Origin of the sequence: Collinsella sp. AF11-11, assembly GCF_003465485.1 — a bacterium.
Lineage (GTDB): Bacteria > Actinomycetota > Coriobacteriia > Coriobacteriales > Coriobacteriaceae > Collinsella.
The window spans coordinates 103,318-121,608 of the sequence record NZ_QSAS01000003.1; the positions used below are offsets into that span (position 1 = coordinate 103,318).

The following is an 18,291-nucleotide window of genomic DNA, read 5'->3' on the forward strand; positions in this document are numbered from 1 at the left end:
GAAGTGATTGAATGAAAGGCATCATCCTCGCCGGCGGGTCCGGCACGCGCCTGTACCCGCTCACGCTCGTGACCTCCAAGCAGCTGCTTCCGGTCTACGACAAGCCCATGATCTACTACCCGCTCAGCACACTCATGCTGGCGGGCATCCGGGACATCCTGGTCATCTCCACGCCGACCGACCTGCCCAACTTCGAGCGCCTGCTCGGGGACGGCTCGCGCTACGGCGTGAGCCTCTCCTACGCCGAGCAGCCCAGCCCGGACGGCCTGGCCCAGGCCTTCACCATCGGCGAGGAGTTCATCGCCGGCGAGCCGTGCGCCCTCGTCCTCGGCGACAACATCTTCTACGGCAACGGCCTGTCCCGCCACCTGACGCGCGCCGTCCAGAACGCCGCGTCGGGCCGCGCCACGGTCTTCGGCTACCACGTGGACGACCCCGAGCGCTTCGGCGTCGTCGAGTTCGACGGCGAGGGGAGGGCCGTCTCCATCGAGGAGAAGCCCGCCGAGCCCAAGAGCTCCTACGCCGTCACCGGCCTGTACTTCTACCCGGGCGACGTGGCCGCCAAGGCGCATAGGGTCGAGCCGTCGGCCCGCGGCGAGCTGGAGATCACCACGCTCAACCAGATGTACCTGGAGGAGGGGACGCTGTCCGTCGTGACCCTCGGCCGCGGGTACGCCTGGCTCGACACCGGCACCATGGAGAGCCTGCACGAGGCGGCGGAGTTCGTCCGCGCCGTGGAGCACTCCCAGGACCTGCCCGTGTCCGTGCCCGAGGAGATCGCCTGGGAGAACGGCTGGATCACGACCGCAGAGCTGGAGGAGGCAGCCAAGGCCTACGGCAAGTCGGTCTACGGCCAGCACCTCAAGAAGGTCGCCGCCGGCGAGATCGTCAACAGCCCGCGCGAGTACTAGGAGAAACCCCTCATGTCTGATATCTTCGAGCCCAGGAACATCATCGTCACGGGCGGCTGCGGATTCATCGGCAGCAACTTCGTGCACTACGTGGTCAACAACCACCCCGAGGTGCACGTGACCGTCCTGGACAAGCTGACCTACGCCGGCAACCCCGAGAACATCGCCGGGCTGCCCGCCGACCGCGTGGAGCTCGTCGTGGGCGACATCTGCGACGCGGAGCTGCTCGACAGGCTCGTCCCCGGCCACGACGCGATCGTGCACTACGCCGCCGAGAGCCACAACGACAACTCCATCGCCGACCCCGAGCCCTTCCTGCGCACCAACGTCGAGGGCACCTTCCGCCTGCTGGAGGCCGTCCGCAAATACGGCGTCCGCTACCACCACGTCTCCACCGACGAGGTCTACGGCGACCTCGCGCTCGACGACCCGGCGAAGTTCACCGAGGAGACGCCGTACCGCCCGAGCTCGCCGTACAGCTCGACGAAGGCTTCCTCCGACATGCTCGTGCGCGCATGGACCCGCACCTACGGGCTTCGCACCACGATCTCCAACTGCTCCAACAACTACGGCCCCTACCAGCACGTGGAGAAGTTCATCCCCAGGCAGATCACGAACATCATCGACGGCGTGCGCCCCAAGCTCTACGGGAAGGGCGAGAACGTCCGCGACTGGATCCACACCGAGGACCACTCCAGCGCCGTCTGGGACATCCTCACGAAGGGCGAGATGGGGGAGACCTACCTCATCGGCGCAAATGGCGAGAAGGACAACATCACCGTGCTGCGCATGATCCTGGAGGCCATGGGGCGCGACCCCGAGGACTTCGACTGGGTCGCCGACCGCCCCGGCCACGACCGCCGCTACGCCATCGACTCCACCAAGCTCCAGCGCGAGCTGGGCTGGAGGCCGGCGCACACCGACTTCGCCGAGGGGCTCAAGGCCACCATCGACTGGTACGTGGCGAACGAGGCCTGGTGGCGCCCGGCCAAGGAGGCCACCGAGGCGCGCTACCGCGCACAGGGCCAGTAGGAGGGGATAGATCTATGGCAGACATCTCATTCGAGAAGGAACTTGCCGTCGCCGAGACCGGCATAGAGGGCCTGAAGGTCGTCGACCTGGCCGTCCACGGCGATTCGCGCGGCTGGTTCAAGGAGAACTGGCAGCGCGCCAAGATGACCGCCCTGGGCATCCCGGACCTCTGCGTCGTCCAGAACAACGTCTCCTACAACGACAGCCGCGGCGTCACCCGCGGCATCCACGCGGAGCCCTGGGACAAGTTCATCTCCGTGGCCCGCGGCTCGGTCTTCGGGGCCTGGGTGGACCTGCGCGAGGGAAGCGAGACCTTCGGCAAGGTGTTCACGACCGTTCTGGATCCCAGCAAGGCCATCTACGTCCCGCGCGGCGTTGGCAACTCCTTCCAGGCCCTGGAGGACGGCACCGCCTACACCTACCTGGTGGACGCCCACTGGTCGCTCGAGCTGAAGAGGACCTACACCTTCGTGAACCTCGCCGACCCCGAGCTCGCCATCGAGTGGCCCATCCCGCTGGACCAGGCCACCGTCTCCGAGGCCGACCTGAACCACCCGATGCTCGCCGACGTCGTCCCCATGGCGCCGAAGCGCACCCTCGTCACCGGCTGCAACGGCCAGCTGGGGCATGCGGTGCGCGCGCTGGCCGAGGAGCGCGGCGTGGCCAAGGACTTCGACTTCTGCGACATCGACACCTTCGACATGTCCGACCCGGAGGCCTATTCGCAGTACGACTGGTCGCTCTACGGCACCGTGATCAACTGCGGCGCCTACACGGCGGTCGACAGGGCCGAGACCCCCGAGGGCCGCGCGGCCGCCTGGAAGGCCAACGCGACCGGGCCGGCGCTTCTCGCCCGCACCTGCGCCGCGCACGGCATCACGCTCGTCCACGTGTCCTCCGACTACGTCTTCGACGGCACGGCCGAGGTCCACACGGAGGACGAGCCCCTCAGCCCGCTGTCCGTCTACGGCCAGACCAAGGCCGCCGGCGACATCGCCGTAGCCGGGTGCCCCCGCCACTACATCATGCGCAGCTCCTGGGTCATCGGCGAGGGGCACAACTTCGTGAAGACCATGAGGGGGCTGTCCGACCGCGTCGCCGACCCCGAGGACGGGCTCGAGCAGGTCACGGTCGTCGACGACCAGCTGGGCCGCCTGACCTTCACGCGCGACATGGCGGCTGCCATCTTCCACGTGCTGGGGACCCATGCGCCCTACGGCACCTACAACTGCACCGGCTCCGGCGCCGTGAAGTCCTGGGCGGACATCGCCCGCGCCGTCTTCGAGGCCGCCAACGGCAACGGCGACAGGGTCGTGCCGGTCGGCACCGCCGACTACTACGCGAACGCCGAGGGCCCCATCGCACCGCGCCCGGTTCACTCCGCACTCGACCTGTCCAGGCTCGAGTCGGTCGGCTTCCGAATGCCCGACTGGGAGGAAGAGCTAAAACTTCATTTTGATTAGATGCCTTTAGTACATTGTTTGCATTCTTAAAATCAGTGAGAATGCAAACAATGCCATGGGCATTTATGCCATTTTGCCAAGTTGCACCAGGAATTTTTTGGATGGTTTTCAATGCATTTTAAACTTGCAAATTTGATTTTTAACGGATCTGATGCGATGCTGCAGTATCCATTGCTTTGCTATAGGGCAACGGAGGGTCTTGTTATTCCAACTTCGAATGACGCTATTGAAATCATGAAATCGACCAATGTTGATTTCACAACATATTTTAATGCGCTATCCATTTATAAGTGGCGAAAATACACTACTGCAAAGGCGTTTTATCTTCATATCGAGTATTGCGGCTCCGCCTTAACGCTTCAGCAGACGTATGCAAATAATTATTCTTGGATTCCTTCTACAATTGATGGCTCTGCGGTTAGTTTGCAACGATCCGATGAATGGAGTGCAGCTGAAATCGAACTCTCCCTTTGTGAGGGAGAGATTCTGCACGCTTTTAATATCAGTACTGAAGGCCCTGTTAATATTCGGAATGCGTATTATTATTGCGATTGTGAAGAACTGGATATTCATCCAGTTGAGCTAGCGCTTGCAACTACTACGTTTAAAAAAGAAGACTATATTGTCCGTAACGTATCTCTTTTACAAAAGAACATTATTGATTCTGATGAAGAGATTGCTGATCATTTCCACGTACACATTATTGATAATGGCTGTTCGCTGAATAGTGCAAACTTGGATTCATCGCGTGTTACTGTTCATCCAAATCCTAATGTTGGCGGGTCTGGTGGTTTTGCTCGGGGGATGATTGAGTCACTTGAGCAGAATCCTAAAGCGACTCATGTTCTTCTGATGGACGATGATGTCGAGGTTCTTCCCGAGAGTTTTATCCGCACTTTCAACCTGCTCTCTCTTCTCAAAGAAGAATATGCTGAGGCCTTTTTATCGGGTGCCATGATGAGCTTGGAAGAGCCCAATTTGCGTACCGAGGATTTAGGGTTCTTTACTGCTAAGGGAACTTTTTCTCCCCTTAAGCCTGCAGGCTATATGACCTCACTTCATGATGTCGTTGAGACCGAGATATATAAGGCCCCAACTGGCCTTTATGAGGACACTGCCCAACAGTATGCTGGCTGGTGGTATTGCGTTATACCTACCGCAACGATTGAGCGCGAGGGGCTGCCTTTGCCTTTATTTGTTCGTTCGGATGACGCCGAGTACGCGCTTCGCTGCAAGCCCAAGTTCATGTCCATGAATGGTATTTGCGTTTGGCATAATTCCTTTAAGTTTAAGTATAGTGCTGCCGTGGAGCGTTATCAGGTAAGCCGAAATACGCTAATCAGTCAGGCGACAACTGGAGCTGCGCCTCTCTCTGATTTTCTTTATGAGATTCGTCGTGAAGTTGAGCTCGACTTGAAGAAATTTAATTACGATGAAGCTGCTCTTGCCGTAAAAGGTCTTGAAGATTTTTTGAGAGGTCCGGAGTGGATTTCTCATCCGGTTGCTGAAGCTCGCTTTATGGCGGCAAATCGTGAAAGGGAACAATTGATTCCCATCGAGCAGCTCATTCCTCAGGCGCTAGAGCTGGGCGTCGACTTAACGCAGTTAACTTTTGGCAATTTGAGCCTCGAAGGGGACAGGTCTAGGCTGAAGGCATTTAAGGATTATCTGACCATTAATGGCCATCGCTTTGTTAATGACTCTGCTAAGCGCAGGGGTAAGGTCTCTGTCATTGATGCTGCGGGATGGGTTTATCCCGCCGGTAAAATCAGGGACGTTGACACGCTTATTGTTGTAGATATGCCAAATAAAAAGGGCGCCATTAGACACATGGATAAGAAGCGATTCAAAGAGGTTTGGACTCGTTTTCGTAAAGCCGAGAAGGACTTCAAACGTAACAAAGACAAGATTTATTCCGAATACGCTTCGTATAGAGATGTCTTTACTTCGATCGATTTCTGGAAACAGTATTTGAAAGAGGCGTCGGAGTAGCCTTCATATGAGTGGGTTTCAAAGTGGGACCCACTCATTCTTTTGTATCATATGAGTAATTATGCTTCGTTTATTGTTAGTCGTTGGGAAGGTTAAGCCATGTCCTTGCTTTCTACTATTAAAAGAGTCCTTCCTGGTTCATCTCGATCGTTACATGCTATGCATGATGATATGGACCATCGCTTTGACGAGGTATTTTCGCGTATCGAGCAGGCTGATAACGGCATCAATATGAATATCAATTACAAATTCGATACTCGTTTATTTCCAGAAATTGAATTGCTCAAGCAACGCCAACAAAGTCTGTCAGAACAAATGAGCCTTCGCTTTGAATTGCTAGCGCGACGTGCGTACCCCGATCTCACCCCTTTTGAGCTCCGTTGCAAAATCTTTGATGCGTTGCCCAACGCCGAGGGCGATATTCGATTGATGCAGCAGGCAAACGCAGCGTTGATGAGTAAGCTAGACGCGATTTGTACTGCCAATAATATTCAATACTGGCTTTCTTATGGTTCTCTTGTTGGCACCTTGTCTCGATCGAGTTTTATTCCTTGGGACGACGATATTGATATTTGTATGATTAGATCCGATGTGGATAAGCTCACTGCCGCTTTGAAAAACGACCCTGAATATCAAATCACTCTCGTATATGACTGGTTTGTAAAGTGTCGTCAAGTTCGCTTTTGTTCAACTAATTCGCTTATACCTTGTTTTGTGGACATTTCGATTTACGACCGGGCGGCCGAGAATTCCAAGCGTGCGAACGATCAGCTTAGGCAACTCAGAATTGAGCTTATGGATTTCTTTGACAAAAATGAACGTGAGTTTAGTTTTTGGAAAGATAATCCTTGGATGGTTCATCCCGACAGTGGTCTTAGCGTGCAGTGCGGGGATGTTGACTTGGAGGCTCAGAGAACAGTTGTTTCTTCTGCGGAGATTGATCTTGTCCAGAGCGTATTCGATTCGTTTAACGAAAAGGCTCATGATCTAGGTTTGTTGACCGATGAGTCTCATGGTGATTTTGCATACGCGATTGATAACGTTTTTGATGCCCCTAAACGTAAAATAATTTGGGACTGCAACGATATCCTTCCCGTAAGAAAGCATCCGTTTGACAGCTTCTCTTTTTTGGTTCCCGCGAAAGCGGAAAAGGTCGCTGATGATTGCTATCCTGGATGGCCTTACATATTAATGGACATCTGTGGGCATGATCATTTTGCTAAGGATGTTTTGTCTGATCCCGATGTTCGCTCCGCGATGGCAAGGTTTGTCGACGAATGTAATTAGTAGTTACAACGGCTTTGATTAAGGTATTTAAAATGCAGTTTAAACTTGCGAATGTTGTACTTAAAGTTGAAAAGCATGCAAAGGATTTTCCCGAACTCTACTATCGCGTGCTCTCCGGTGATGTCTCATATAGTGACGATTTTCATTCACTTCATATCAATGGAAACGTTGACTTTCTGACGTATGTGAATGGCTTATCTGCTGGCAAATGGCATCAGTATGCATCTGTTGACAGCGTTGTCTTGCATATGGCTTTATTTGGCAGAGGCCGGGTTGTCGTTCATGGAGTGAGATCTTGCGAACTGAATCCCGTCGAGCTTAAATCGTATCCTTTTGATGGCGATAAAGTTGATCCTTGCGTTCTCGATATCGATATCGATACAACCGGCTACGACTTGATCGGTTTTAGGATTGAGAGTGATGAGGGCTATTCCGTAGACCTCTTGAACGCCTCTTATCTGACTGATGTTCCTGAGGACTCAATTAACCAGATCAATCTTGCTCTTTCTACTACTACATTTAGGAATGAGCAGTACATTCTTCCGAATATTGAACTCGTTAAAGCGGGCATCTCCAAAGAGGACGGTCCGATTCGCGATCACTTCCACATGTTTGTCGTCGACAATGGGCAGACGCTCGATTCTGCATCACTTTCCGATGAGCTAGTCACCGTGCTTCCGAATCCCAATACGGGCGGTTCGGGAGGATTCGCACGTGGAATGATGGCGGCCACTGAAGCTCCTAGTCAGTTCACCCATATCATTTTGATGGATGACGATGTCTCTATCATGCCCGAGAGTTTGATTCGTGCGTTTAACCTGCTCTCTCTTGCTAGGGGCAAATATAAGGATGCCTTTATTAACGGTGCCATGCTTTCGATGGAGGACCCAACTCGTCAGTTTGAGGATGTCTCGTATGTGGCGACCACCGGTGCCTATCGTCGAGTAAAAGAAGATCTGAATGTCGGCAAGCTGTCCGATATCCTCGAAAACGAACGTACAAACGTCGAGGTTGACCAGGCTTACGGAGCCTGGTGGTATAGCTGCATTCCGGTGAAGGCTATCGAAAAGAACGGCCTTCCCATGCCTTTCTTTATTCGCTGCGACGACGTTGAGTTTGGCATGCGCAATAAGCCTGTCTACATGACTATGAATTGCATTTGCGTGTGGCATGCAAGCTTTGAGGGGCGTTTCCGCGCTTCGGTTGATTGCTACCAGTACTTCCGTAACTTCTTTGCCATGACTGCTCTCGATGATTGTGCTGATGAGAAGATGTTTGTCCTTCGTATTCAGCGAGGGGTACGTCAGAACTTGCGCGATATGGACTATCAGGCTGCCGAGTTTATTCTTGATGGCTTTGAGGATTATCTGCGTGGCCCTGAGTATCTCCAGAAGCTTGATGGCGCCGCGACGATGATCGGCAAGGGTAAGTTAAACGAAAGGCTGATTCCTGTTTCCGAAATGGATCCAGAGCTTCTTCGCAAGGCCGGGGTTACGGAGCAAGTGCTCGCTAATGTTAATCTGGAATCCCATCCTTCGAAGTTTATGAAGTACTGGAGATCTATTCCTTACGACAAGCACTATCTTCCCGATGCGCTGTTGCGCGGTAAGCCCGGCTATGTAGTTAAGAATGGCAGTTGTACGCTTGAGGGCAACTCGACGCGTTGCAAGACGCTGGTCTTTCTTGATCCGACCCGCGAGAAGGGGTCGGTTCGCACGATGGATCGAGTACGATTTAAGAGCATTCGGCGCCGAGAGCACGAACTGATGAAGCGCTATCGTAAAGAAGGCAAGAGCGTTAGAGGAGCATGGAAAGATTCCATGCCGTATATGACTTCACGAGAGTTCTGGGAAGAGTACTTGGGACTTAAATAAGAAGAGGCCCAGACTGAGTCCGGGCCTCTTCTTATTTATCTATCTTAGAATTTCAGCCGGTGCTGCCTGATTTTTGACTGAATGGGCCCAATGATCAATGTGTCGACCAACGATGCTATCGCTAACGCCAATCCATATGCCAACGCCGTCGCGAGTAGCCAGGTGAGCAGCCGTAACGGCCAAGCTAGCGTCGCATATCCACCATTCAAAGCGGTGGCATAGACAATATTGATGGCGAATTCAATCGTTGTGTACTGAAGGAGATAGATTGAGTAAGACCTTTTCGCAGACCATTCAATGGCTTTAGATAATACATCCGAAGAGATTTTAAGCCTGTCTATAGCAATAAATACGGCAACAGTTGTAACCATCCAGTTATATTGGGTCCGCTCGTTCGAATCCGAAATACGCGCTAATAATGTCTAGGATAAAGAATAGAATGCCGGCAACCTTAATTAGGCGAACTTCTCTTATGTCCAGTAACGGGCTGACGCGTTTAATGAAATATCCCATACAAAAGAACGTAAAATACGTTCCTCCGAGTAGCGATATGGGTATAAAGCGCTGAAACATACTTATGGCAGCCGCAAGGGTTATATGCTGAGAGTTGATGAGCAAGGACTTTGTAACGCATGATAGCCCGCCCCACGCATAAATTCCTAGGGTTACGAATAAGGCTATTTTGCAGGTACGATCATCGAGCGCATCAAACATTTTCGATAGTATCGGTGCTACCAAAATGAAAGGTATGAGTGCCGGGACAAACCACCAACCGCCTTGAACCAGGTCGCTTGTATATCGTATATAGTTCGTATCCTGTAATGAGCCGGTGGCAGTTTTGAATGCGTACAATAGTCCGGCATATACGAAGATGGGTAGCAATAGAGACAGGGCCTTATCGAATAGGTAATCCTTGTAACTTTTCTTAAGTGGCTTAAATGCGAAATAGCCAGACAGGCAGAAGAAAATTGGATCACAGATAATGGCAGCCGTGCTTGCTATTGGACTCGCGTTGATGTTTCTAAAGCTGCCCAGTTGTGGTGCAATGTGGACGACAACAACCAAAAACATCGATAGGGCTCTTAGGAGGTCCCAGTTTGTAAGACGTTTGCTTGTGCTCATTGGATTCACTCACCTTTTGTTTTGTGCGTCTTATATACCTGTAGCTCCCATTGCTTTCGTTCAACTTTCGCAACCGAGTCGAGGATAAGCCCCGTTGCCAGGCTTAGCCCGCATAGGAACATAAACGAGACGGCGAGCATTGCGGTGGGGAAGCGAGGGACTAATCCGGTCTGGAAGTACTCTGCGACGATTGGTATACCGAGAGCGAGCCCTATGATGGCAAAGATGATCGCGATAAGACTGAAGAACTTGAGCGGACGATAGTCTTTAAAGAGCGTGCCAATCATTGCGATGACCTTGATGCCGTCGCTTACCGTGTTGAGTTTTGATTCGGAGCCGGCGGGTCGATCTCGATACTCCACCGGCACGTCTTGAATGCGCCAGCGGTGGTCGACGGCGTGGATGGAGAGCTCGGTTTCGATCTGGAAGCCCTCGCTCAAGACGGGGAAGGTCTTGACGAAGGGCTTGCTCATGGCTCGGTAGCCGGTCATCACGTCGTCAAAGCTGTAGCCGTAAATCCACTTGATCATGGCGCGAACAAGGTTGTTGCCAAAGCCGTGAAAGGCTCGTTTATTCTCTTCGGCATAGGTGCCGTTTGACAGGCGATCGCCAACGGTCATATCTGCTTCGCCGTTAAGGATGGGATTGCAGAGTGACTTGGCAGCTTCGGCGGGGTAGGTATCGTCGCCGTCGACCATCAAGTAGCATTCGGCATCGACATCACGGAACATTTGGCGGCACACGTTGCCTTTGCCCTGCCTGGGCTCGTGGCGCACTGTTGCCCCGTGTTGCTTTGCGATTTGCGAAGTGCCATCGGACGAGTTGTTATCGTAAACGTAGACAATTGCACCGGGCAGCTCTCGATGAAAATCGTCGACAACTTTGCCAATCGTCAGCGCTTCGTTGTAACAGGGGATTATGACGGCGGTATTCGAATAGTCCATGTAGGACCTCCTTTAATGACTCATCTGGTCGAAAGTATACCTATCGCCTGCCCCTTTGATTAGATATGGGTTAGTTCTCCAGATTTGTTGCGGTGGGTTATCGTCAACGTGGGAGGGCTATACTTTCCACTGTTATGTTTTACGAGACAAGGAGATGGTCCGTGGCTGACAATGTAGAGAGTCAGAAAGCGGTGGCTAAACCGGCCTCTCACGCTAAAAATGATTTTGAAAAGGACAAGTTCATTCTTAAGCAGCTTGTCACCAAAGATTTTAAAATCAAATATCGTCGCAGTGTTTTGGGCGTGGCATGGTCCGTGCTTAACCCGCTGCTGATGATGGTTGTTATGTCGATCGTGTTTTCGACGATTTTTGGCCAGAGCCGCAATGGGTCAATTACGCCTGAAATGTATCCGTTATATCTGATTGTCGGTAACATTACGTTCTCTGTCATGTCCGAGTCGACGAACCAGGCGCTCATGTCCATCATTTGGGCGTCTTCTCTGCTCAAGAAGGTTAAGGTCCATCGCTGGGTGTTTCCGGTGCAGAAGGTGCTGTTTTCTCTTGTCAACTTTTCCTTCTCTTTGGTTGCCGTCGCCCTTGTTATGCTCTTTTTCCGTGTTGTCCCTACCTGGCATTTAATTCTGCTGCCGGTTTGCCTGCTGTTGCTTATGTGCTTCTGCATGGGCTTGGGCATGATGTTGTCGGCGCTGGCGGTCTTTTTCCGCGACGTTATGCACCTGTGGACCGTTGTTATCACGGCCTGGATGTATCTGACGCCTATTTTCTGGACGACCGATTACATCAGCCAAATGGCACATTGGATCCAGGTGCTGGTGGTCTTGAATCCCATGTACAACTATCTCCAGTTTATGCGTGATATCTTCCTGTTCAATACCGTGCCTTCTGCGCTTACGTTCGGCTTATGTGTTGCCTGGGCTGTTCTTGCTCTTGCTATTGGCTATACCGTATTTCATAAGACCGAGCACAAGTTTATTCTCTACATCTAAGGAGTGCTGTTTATGACTGAATCTGCTATTGATTACAGCAAGCAGCCCCTTGCTGTTGAGGTTAAAGACGTTACCATGATTTTCAACATGGCGTCCGAGTCCCTGACAAACCTCAAGGAGTATTTTATTAAGCTCGCCAAGCACGAGCTGTTCTTTGAGGAGTTCCGTGCACTTAAGCACATTTCGTTTGATGTGCATCGCGGCGAGGTCGTTGGTCTTGTTGGTACTAACGGTTCCGGTAAGTCTACGATGCTCAAGATCATCGCTGGCGTTTTGGAGCCCAGCGAAGGCGAGGTTAAGGTCCACGGCAATATCGCGCCACTGATTGAGCTCGGTGCCGGCTTTGACCCGGAGCTTACCGCACGTGAGAATATCTATCTGAACGGTGCGCTCCTTGGATACACCAAGGAGTTTATTGACGCTAGCTTTGACGAGATCATCGAGTTTGCTGAGCTCAAAGACTTTGTTGACATGCCCTTGAAGAACTTCTCTTCGGGTATGGTCGCGCGCATTGCCTTTGCTATCGCCACGATTACCGAGCCCGATATCCTGATCGTCGATGAGACGCTTTCTGTTGGCGATGTCTTTTTCCAGCAGAAGTGTGAGCGTCGCATTCAGCACTTTATCGAGAGTGGTGACGTCACGGTCTTGTTCGTTTCTCACTCCATGGAGCAGGTTGAGCGCATTTGCCAGCGTGCTGTTTGGATTGAGAAGGGCGACCTGCGTATGGATGGTCCCGTGGATGAGGTCTGCAAGGCATACCACGACCAGTTCAAGTAGGTTATAATCTTTTAGTCGCGCGAACTTGTACCCGCTTGGACGTGCGGCTTTTATGCTCCATTAGCTCAGTTGGATAGAGCAGGGGACTTCTAATCCCAAGGTCGACGGTTCGAATCCGCCATGGAGCACCAATAGAGTTTTTGAAGACCCGGTTTAATGCCGGGTCTTTGTTTTTTTTGCATGTGGGCGTGCAGTTCTCCCTCAACAATAAGCCCGGTGTAGCATTGAACTGCCTCCCATTTCTTGGACATGAGAAATGGGAGGCTTTCTTTATGCGCGTTGATTTGAGAGTGAAGCATGATATCGAGGCCAGGAAGGCGGCCATAGGGCTCTTCGAGCTCGGGCGCGGGTATAAATCTGCCGCGATTGCCCTTTCGCTTCCCGTGGAAGCCGTGAGAAGATGGCAGGAGATATACCGCGCATTCGGGAGCGAGGTGCTGCTGCGCATGGACGGAAAGCAGGGCAGGTACACATACGAGCAGAAGGTCGCCGCCGCCTCCGCCGTCGTCGACGGCGGCATGACGAAGACCGAGGCGATGGCGGCGTTCGGCATAATGTCGATGTCGCCGCTCAAGAAGTGGTGCGCGCTATACCGCCGGGGCGGCGCGGAGGCCCTGCGCCCGAGGCCCAAGGGCCGGCCGAAGGGTTCCAGGGCGAGGCCGCGGACCCGCGAGGAGGAGCTCGAGGAGCGGTGCCGTAGGCTCGAGGCCGAGGTGGCCTACCTAAAAAAATTACGCGCCCTGGTCGAGAGGGACGGGCTCTGACCAGGGCGAAGGCCGAAGCGGTCGCGGCCCTGCGCGCCGAGGGGCACGCGCTCGGGCACCTGCTCGCATGCGCCGAGCTCAAGCGGTCGACCTACTACTACGCCCTCGCGCACCCGCCGAGGCCCACGCGCCCCGAGCTCTGGGAGGCGGCCGCCGAGATCTTCTCGCGCACCGCCAACGGCTGCGGGCACCGGCAGATAGCGATGTGCCTCAGGGCGGAAGAGGGGGCCGTGATAGCCGACAAGACCGTGCTCAAGATGATGCGCGAGATGGGGATTCGCTGCGGTATCAGACGCGAGACGGCCTACCACAGGTACAACTCGTACAGGGGCGTCGTCGGCAGGACGTTCGAGAACGTGATCGCGAGGGATTTCGACGCCGGGGCCCCGTGGCGGAAGCTGGGAACGGACGTCACCGAGTTCAAGGTGGCGGGCGGCAAGGCCTACTGGGCCCCGACGCTGGACTTCTGCACCAAGGAGATTGTGGCGAGCGACATATCGACCACGCCCGACATGGCCCAGCAGGTCAGGATGCTCGACGAGCTGCTGTCCAAGATCCCCGAGGGCGCCGCCCCGACCATGCACTCGGACCGGGGCTGGCAGTACCAGCGCGCCTCGTACACATCCAGGCTCGAGGCCGCCGGCATCGTCCAGAGCATGTCCAGGAAGGCGAACTGCATCGACAACGCCGCCACCGAGCAGCTCTTCGGCCACGTCAAGGACGAGTTCTACCGGGGCCGCGAGTGGGAGACGTTCGAGGATTTCAAACGCGACCCGGAGGAATACATAGTCCACTGGAACACGAGCCGGAGGCAGGTAAGATTGAAGGGCCTGACCCCGGAGGAGTTCCGGAATCAGGCCCTCGCGGCCTAGTCGCTATTTAGGGCGTCCAAGATTTGGGACGCAGTTCACATCGCTGCACCGGGCTTATTGCTTCTTGCGAATTTGGTTGTCGGTCTCGAGTCGTCGAGCTCCCTACGCCTTAGTCGGTTCCACGCCCAGCTCGTTGCGGACGAGTTCGAAGGCTGCGGCGATGGCCTTGTCCATGTCGTAGTACTTGTAGCCGCCCAGACGACCGGCAAAGACCACGTCGCCCTCCTGCGCAGCCAGCTCCTCGTACTGCTTGTAGAGGGCCTCGTTCTTGGCGTCGTTGATGGGGTAGTAGGGCTCGTCGCCGGGCTTCCAGTCGGCCGGGTACTCGCGCGTGATGACGGTCTTGTCCTGCGTGCCGAACTCAAAGTGCTTGTGCTCGATGATGCGCGTGTAGGGGATCTCGCGCTCGGTGTAGTTGACCACGGCCACGCCCTGATGGTCGGTCTCGTCGAGCGTCTCGGTCTCGAAGCGCAGGCTGCGGTACTCCAGCGTGCCCAGCTTGAAGTCGTAGAACGCGTCGATGGGGCCGCAGTAGATCGTCTTGGCGGCGATATCGGGCTCGGCGGCGACCAGCTCCTTGTACTCCACGCCGCAGCGCACCTCGATGCCCTCGAGCATGTTGGCGACCATCTTGGTGTAGCCGCCCATGGGGATGCCCTGGTAGCGGTCGTTGAAGTAGTTGTTGTCGTAGGTAAAACGGCAGGGGAGGCGCTTGATGATGCTGGCGGGCAGGTCCTTGCAGTCGCGGCCCCACTGCTTCTCGGTGTAACCCTTCACGAGCGTCTCGAAGATGTCACGGCCGACGAGCGACAGCGCCTGCTCCTCGAGGTTCTGCGGCTCGCCGATGTTCTCGGCGGCCACCTGCTCGGCGATCTTGGCCTTGGCGTCGGCCGGCGTGACGACGCCCGGCCACATCTTGGCGAAGGTGTTCATGTTGAAGGGCATGTTGTACATGTTGCCGTGGAAGTTGGCTACCGGCGAGTTGACGTAGTTGTTGAACTCGGCGAAGCGGTTGACGTAGTCCCAGACATCCTTCATGGAAGTGTGGAAGATATGCGCGCCGTAGCGGTGGACCTGGATGCCCTCGACGTCCTCGGTGTAGATATTGCCGGCAATGTGATCGCGGCGATCGATGACCAGGACCGACTTGCCGGCGCGCTTGGCGGCATTGGCAAAGACGGCGCCCGAAAGGCCGGCACCGACGACAAGGTAATCGTACTGGGACATGGATATGCTCCTTTGTATGTCAATTGGACAGTTACTTTAGTTTAGGGACAAACGTTTCTGACTTATTTCCCCCAATGATTAGTGTAGCAGATACCCTTTCAGCAGCTCCAGCGCGTGGGCGTAGCCCTGCAAGCCCTCGCCGGTGATGGTGGCGAAGCAGGCTAGGCGTGCATAGCTCATCTGGCGGAAGTCCTCGCGCGTCTCGACGGCGCTGATGTGGACCTCGACGGCAGGGATGGCGACGGCCTTGAGGGCATCGAGGATCGCGACGCTCGTGTGCGTGTAGGCCGCCGGGTTGATGACGATGCCGTCGACCTTGCCGTAGGCCTCCTGGATCTTGTCGACGATGCTGCCCTCGTGGTTGGATTGGAAGACCTCGACCTCGTTAAAGCCCTGCGTGGCGCCTGCCTCCTGGCAGATCTGGACCAAACGGTCGTAGTTATCGCTTCCGTAGATGCCCGGCTCGCGAATGCCGAGCATGTTGAGGTTGGGGCCGTTGATGACGAGTGCCTTCATGGTTGCTTCCTTTGCAGTTGGTTGGCGTGGCTGGTCTTGCGATCTTCGGCGTTTGCCCAGATAAAACCTGCCAAAATAAACCTGTCCCTTTTTGGCAGGTTAGAGGGTCTCGACGATGGCGGCCGCGGTGTTGGCGGCGCAGTCGCGTGAGTCGATGATGTGGTCGGCCCAGGCGCGGTAGCGCGGCATGCGCTGCTCGGCCAGCTTGTCGATACCATCGCGGGCGGTGATGGGGCGTCCCTTGTGGGCGAGTTCGTCGAGCTTGCGGTTGAGCATCACGATCTGGCTGTTCTGGTGCAGTAGCGGGTAGTTCTCGTCGCGCGTGACCACGCCGCCGCCCGTGGAAAGCACCAGGCCGCTGCACTTGGAGATGCCGGCCAGCACCGCCGTCTCCTGCTCGCGGAAGGCCGCCTCGCCGCTCTCGACGATAAAGTCGGCGCAGGGCCTGCCCAGGCGCTCCTCGAGGGCGCGGTCCAGGTCGATGTGCTCTCGCCCCGTGAGCAGGGCAATCTGCTCGCCCACACGGGTCTTGCCCGAGCCCGGCATGCCGATCAGCGCGATGTTCTGCTCGCGGCGTGACAGGCGCTCCGTTACGTCCAGAATGCGCTCGCGCGGAGTGACCTGGCCGGTGTAGCGCTCAACGGCTTGCGCCGCCTGGGCCACGAGCATGAGCAGACCGCCGATGTAGGGGATGCCGCGGCGCTCGGCCTCGAGCATGAGTCCCGTGCGAGCGGGGTTGTAGACAATGTCGATGACGCCCTCGAGCGCATCGAGCCCCTCGAGCGTACAAGGCGCGTCGGGGCAATGGGGGAACATGCCGGCGGGCGTGCAGTTGACGAGCAGGGCGGCATCGGACTGCTGCGCGATGTTGTCGTAGTTGACTTCGCTCGTACGGCCGACCGGCACGACGATGGCGCCCAGGTCGCCGAGCACCATGCTGGCAGTGGTGCCGGCGCCACCGGTGGCACCGAGCACGAGGGCCTTCTTGCCGGCAACCTGGGCGCCCAGCTCTTCAACCAAGCACTGGAAACCGAAGTAGTCGGTGTTGTCGCCGCGCAGGCGGCCGTCGGGCAGGCGCGTGATGGTGTTGACGTTGCCCATGCGCTCGGCCAGGGGACTCAGCTCGTCCAGATAGTCCATGACGGCGCGCTTGTAGGGGATGGTCACGTTGGTGCCCTCCCATTCGTCACCCGTCATAAAAGCCTGGAGGTCCTCGGGCTCGCGCTCAAAACGCACGTACTCAAGCCCCGCGAGCTCTTTGTAGATGGTCGGGGTGTAGCTGTGGCCCAGCACGCGGCCCAGCACGCCGTAGGGGCGGGTTGCGGCAGTATCGGTCATCTAGAGCACCTCCGTGTAGCTGCCAAAGTAGGTGAAGCTCTCGCACACGTCGTCGATGGAATCGAGCAGGTCATCGAGGGCCTTGCTGCCAAAGGGGCAGTCCAGGTCAAAGTAGAACATAAACTCAAAGTCGTGCCCGGGGATGGGGCGGCTCTCGAGCTTGATGAGGTTGATATTGAGCGCGTAGAAGCGCTCGAGTACGCGATAGAGTGCGCCCGGCTCGTTGGCCGTGGTGATCATGAGCGAGGTGCGGTTGGCGCCGGGGTAGACGCGTGGCTCGCGGCTGATGACGACAAAGCGCGTGTAGTTGTTGTCCGAGTCCTGGATGTTGGGCTCCAGTACCTCCAGGCCGTAGAGTGCGGCGCAGCTGCGCGATGCGATGGCGGCAACATCGGTGCGCTCGGAGCTGGCGACCATCTCGGCCGACATGGCGGTGTTGGGGTACTTGGTGGCGTGCAGGCCGTGCGCCTCGATAAAGCCAGCGCACTGCGCGATGGCCTGACCGTGGCTGTAGACCTCGCGTATGCCCGCGAGCTTGGTGCCGGGCTTGACGAGCAGGTTGTGGTCGATTTTGAGGCGGAGCGAGCGCACGATGTGGAAGTCGAACTGGGCGAGCAGGTCGTAGACGGCGTTGACCGAGCCGGCGGTGGAGTTCTCGATGGGCAGCACGCCAAACTCGCAGAAGCCGTCGCGCACGGCACACATGACGCCCTCGAAGGTCTCGAAAAACGCGATGTCGGGCACGTCGAAGAGCTTGCACGCGGCGATTTGGCTGTAAGCGCCCTCAACACCCTGGCAGGCGACGGTGGTCGTTTGAGGGAAGGGCGTGTCGGAGGCTGCAGCCGTGGCGTGGGCCTTTTGCGAGACGGTGATGCCCTTGAGCTCGTTGATGTAGCGCTGCTGCTCGGCCTTGCTCATGCTCATGAGGAGACGGAACAGGGTGATGGTCTGCGCCTCGTAGCGCTCGGGCGCGCGGCTGGCGAGGTTGTTGAGCTTGGAGCGCTCACGGGCGGGGTCGAAGACGGCCTTGCCCATCTCGATTTTTGACTTGGCGACCTCGGTGGCAATGTCCATGCGCTCAACAAAGCTGTTGAGGAGCGTGGTGTCGATGCCATCGATGGCCTGGCGGATGTCAGCAAGGTCCATGGAGACCCCTTTCACG

The 18,291-nt window shown here is 55.9% G+C and carries 16 protein-coding genes and 1 tRNA gene; 11 read left to right on the forward strand and 6 right to left on the reverse strand.

Annotated features, from left to right (window positions below):
• The first annotated feature begins 11 nt into the window (after nt 1-11).
• The 6 genes from rfbA (at nt 12) to DWV58_RS03325 (ending at nt 8,559) form a co-directional block, all read left to right on the forward strand.
• The gene (gene rfbA / locus DWV58_RS03300; RefSeq protein ID WP_117776179.1) at nt 12-911 is read left to right on the forward strand and encodes a glucose-1-phosphate thymidylyltransferase RfbA; all 900 of its coding nucleotides are present in this window, start codon (nt 12-14) and stop codon (nt 909-911) included.
• Nucleotides 912-923: 12 nt separating this feature from the next.
• Complete coding sequence (gene rfbB / locus DWV58_RS03305; RefSeq protein ID WP_117776180.1) at nt 924-1,943, forward strand: dTDP-glucose 4,6-dehydratase; 1,020 nt, start codon at nt 924-926, stop codon at nt 1,941-1,943.
• A gap of 14 nt (nt 1,944-1,957) precedes the next feature.
• Complete coding sequence (locus tag DWV58_RS03310) at nt 1,958-3,406, forward strand: sugar nucleotide-binding protein (RefSeq protein ID WP_117776181.1); 1,449 nt, start codon at nt 1,958-1,960, stop codon at nt 3,404-3,406.
• Between the two features lie 111 nt (nt 3,407-3,517).
• Nucleotides 3,518-5,398: a glycosyltransferase gene (locus tag DWV58_RS03315; RefSeq protein ID WP_117776182.1), complete on the forward strand. Its 1,881-nt coding sequence runs from the start codon at nt 3,518-3,520 to the stop codon at nt 5,396-5,398.
• Nucleotides 5,399-5,497: 99 nt separating this feature from the next.
• Nucleotides 5,498-6,685 carry a LicD family protein gene (locus DWV58_RS03320; protein ID WP_117776183.1) on the forward strand — a complete coding sequence of 396 codons (1,188 nt, stop codon included), beginning with the start codon at nt 5,498-5,500 and terminating at the stop codon, nt 6,683-6,685.
• Between the two features lie 32 nt (nt 6,686-6,717).
• Complete coding sequence (locus tag DWV58_RS03325; protein ID WP_117776184.1) at nt 6,718-8,559, forward strand: glycosyltransferase; 1,842 nt, start codon at nt 6,718-6,720, stop codon at nt 8,557-8,559.
• A gap of 375 nt (nt 8,560-8,934) precedes the next feature.
• Here the strand turns inward: DWV58_RS03325 and DWV58_RS10130 are convergent, their stop codons facing one another.
• Complete coding sequence (locus DWV58_RS10130; RefSeq protein ID WP_117776186.1) at nt 8,935-9,681, reverse strand: acyltransferase; 747 nt, start codon at nt 9,679-9,681, stop codon at nt 8,935-8,937.
• A 5-nt stretch (nt 9,682-9,686) separates the two neighbouring features.
• On the reverse strand, nt 9,687-10,625 hold the full coding sequence (locus tag DWV58_RS03340) for a glycosyltransferase family 2 protein (RefSeq protein ID WP_117776187.1): 939 nt from the start codon (nt 10,623-10,625) through the stop codon (nt 9,687-9,689).
• A 161-nt stretch (nt 10,626-10,786) separates the two neighbouring features.
• Here DWV58_RS03340 and DWV58_RS03345 point away from each other — a divergent pair, with 161 nt between their 5' ends.
• From DWV58_RS03345 to DWV58_RS03365, 5 genes are all read left to right on the forward strand, one after another.
• Nucleotides 10,787-11,632 carry an ABC transporter permease gene (locus DWV58_RS03345; RefSeq protein ID WP_233540490.1) on the forward strand — a complete coding sequence of 282 codons (846 nt, stop codon included), beginning with the start codon at nt 10,787-10,789 and terminating at the stop codon, nt 11,630-11,632.
• Between the two features lie 12 nt (nt 11,633-11,644).
• Nucleotides 11,645-12,412: an ABC transporter ATP-binding protein gene (locus DWV58_RS03350; RefSeq protein WP_117776189.1), complete on the forward strand. Its 768-nt coding sequence runs from the start codon at nt 11,645-11,647 to the stop codon at nt 12,410-12,412.
• A 54-nt stretch (nt 12,413-12,466) separates the two neighbouring features.
• A tRNA-Arg gene (locus DWV58_RS03355) sits at nt 12,467-12,543 on the forward strand.
• Nucleotides 12,544-12,684: 141 nt separating this feature from the next.
• Nucleotides 12,685-13,176: a helix-turn-helix domain-containing protein gene (locus DWV58_RS03360; RefSeq protein WP_117776269.1), complete on the forward strand. Its 492-nt coding sequence runs from the start codon at nt 12,685-12,687 to the stop codon at nt 13,174-13,176.
• 29 nt (nt 13,177-13,205) lie between these two features.
• On the forward strand, nt 13,206-14,048 hold the full coding sequence (locus tag DWV58_RS03365; protein WP_233540500.1) for an IS3 family transposase: 843 nt from the start codon (nt 13,206-13,208) through the stop codon (nt 14,046-14,048).
• A gap of 102 nt (nt 14,049-14,150) precedes the next feature.
• On the opposite strand, the gene glf is transcribed toward DWV58_RS03365, so the two are convergent.
• The 4 genes from glf to DWV58_RS03385 all read right to left on the reverse strand — a co-directional run bounded on the left by glf (nt 14,151) and on the right by DWV58_RS03385 (nt 18,275).
• The gene (gene glf, locus DWV58_RS03370) at nt 14,151-15,275 is read right to left on the reverse strand and encodes a UDP-galactopyranose mutase (RefSeq protein WP_117776191.1); all 1,125 of its coding nucleotides are present in this window, start codon (nt 15,273-15,275) and stop codon (nt 14,151-14,153) included.
• Nucleotides 15,276-15,353: 78 nt separating this feature from the next.
• Nucleotides 15,354-15,791, reverse strand: a complete 438-nt coding sequence (gene aroQ / locus DWV58_RS03375) for a type II 3-dehydroquinate dehydratase (protein WP_117776192.1) — start codon at nt 15,789-15,791, stop codon at nt 15,354-15,356.
• Between the two features lie 99 nt (nt 15,792-15,890).
• Nucleotides 15,891-17,129, reverse strand: a complete 1,239-nt coding sequence (locus DWV58_RS03380; protein WP_117776193.1) for a shikimate kinase — start codon at nt 17,127-17,129, stop codon at nt 15,891-15,893.
• Nucleotides 17,130-18,275, reverse strand: coding sequence for a bifunctional chorismate mutase/prephenate dehydratase (locus tag DWV58_RS03385; RefSeq protein ID WP_117776194.1), 1,146 nt, complete (start codon nt 18,273-18,275; stop codon nt 17,130-17,132). It abuts the gene before it with no gap.
• Nucleotides 18,276-18,291 lie beyond the last annotated feature (16 nt).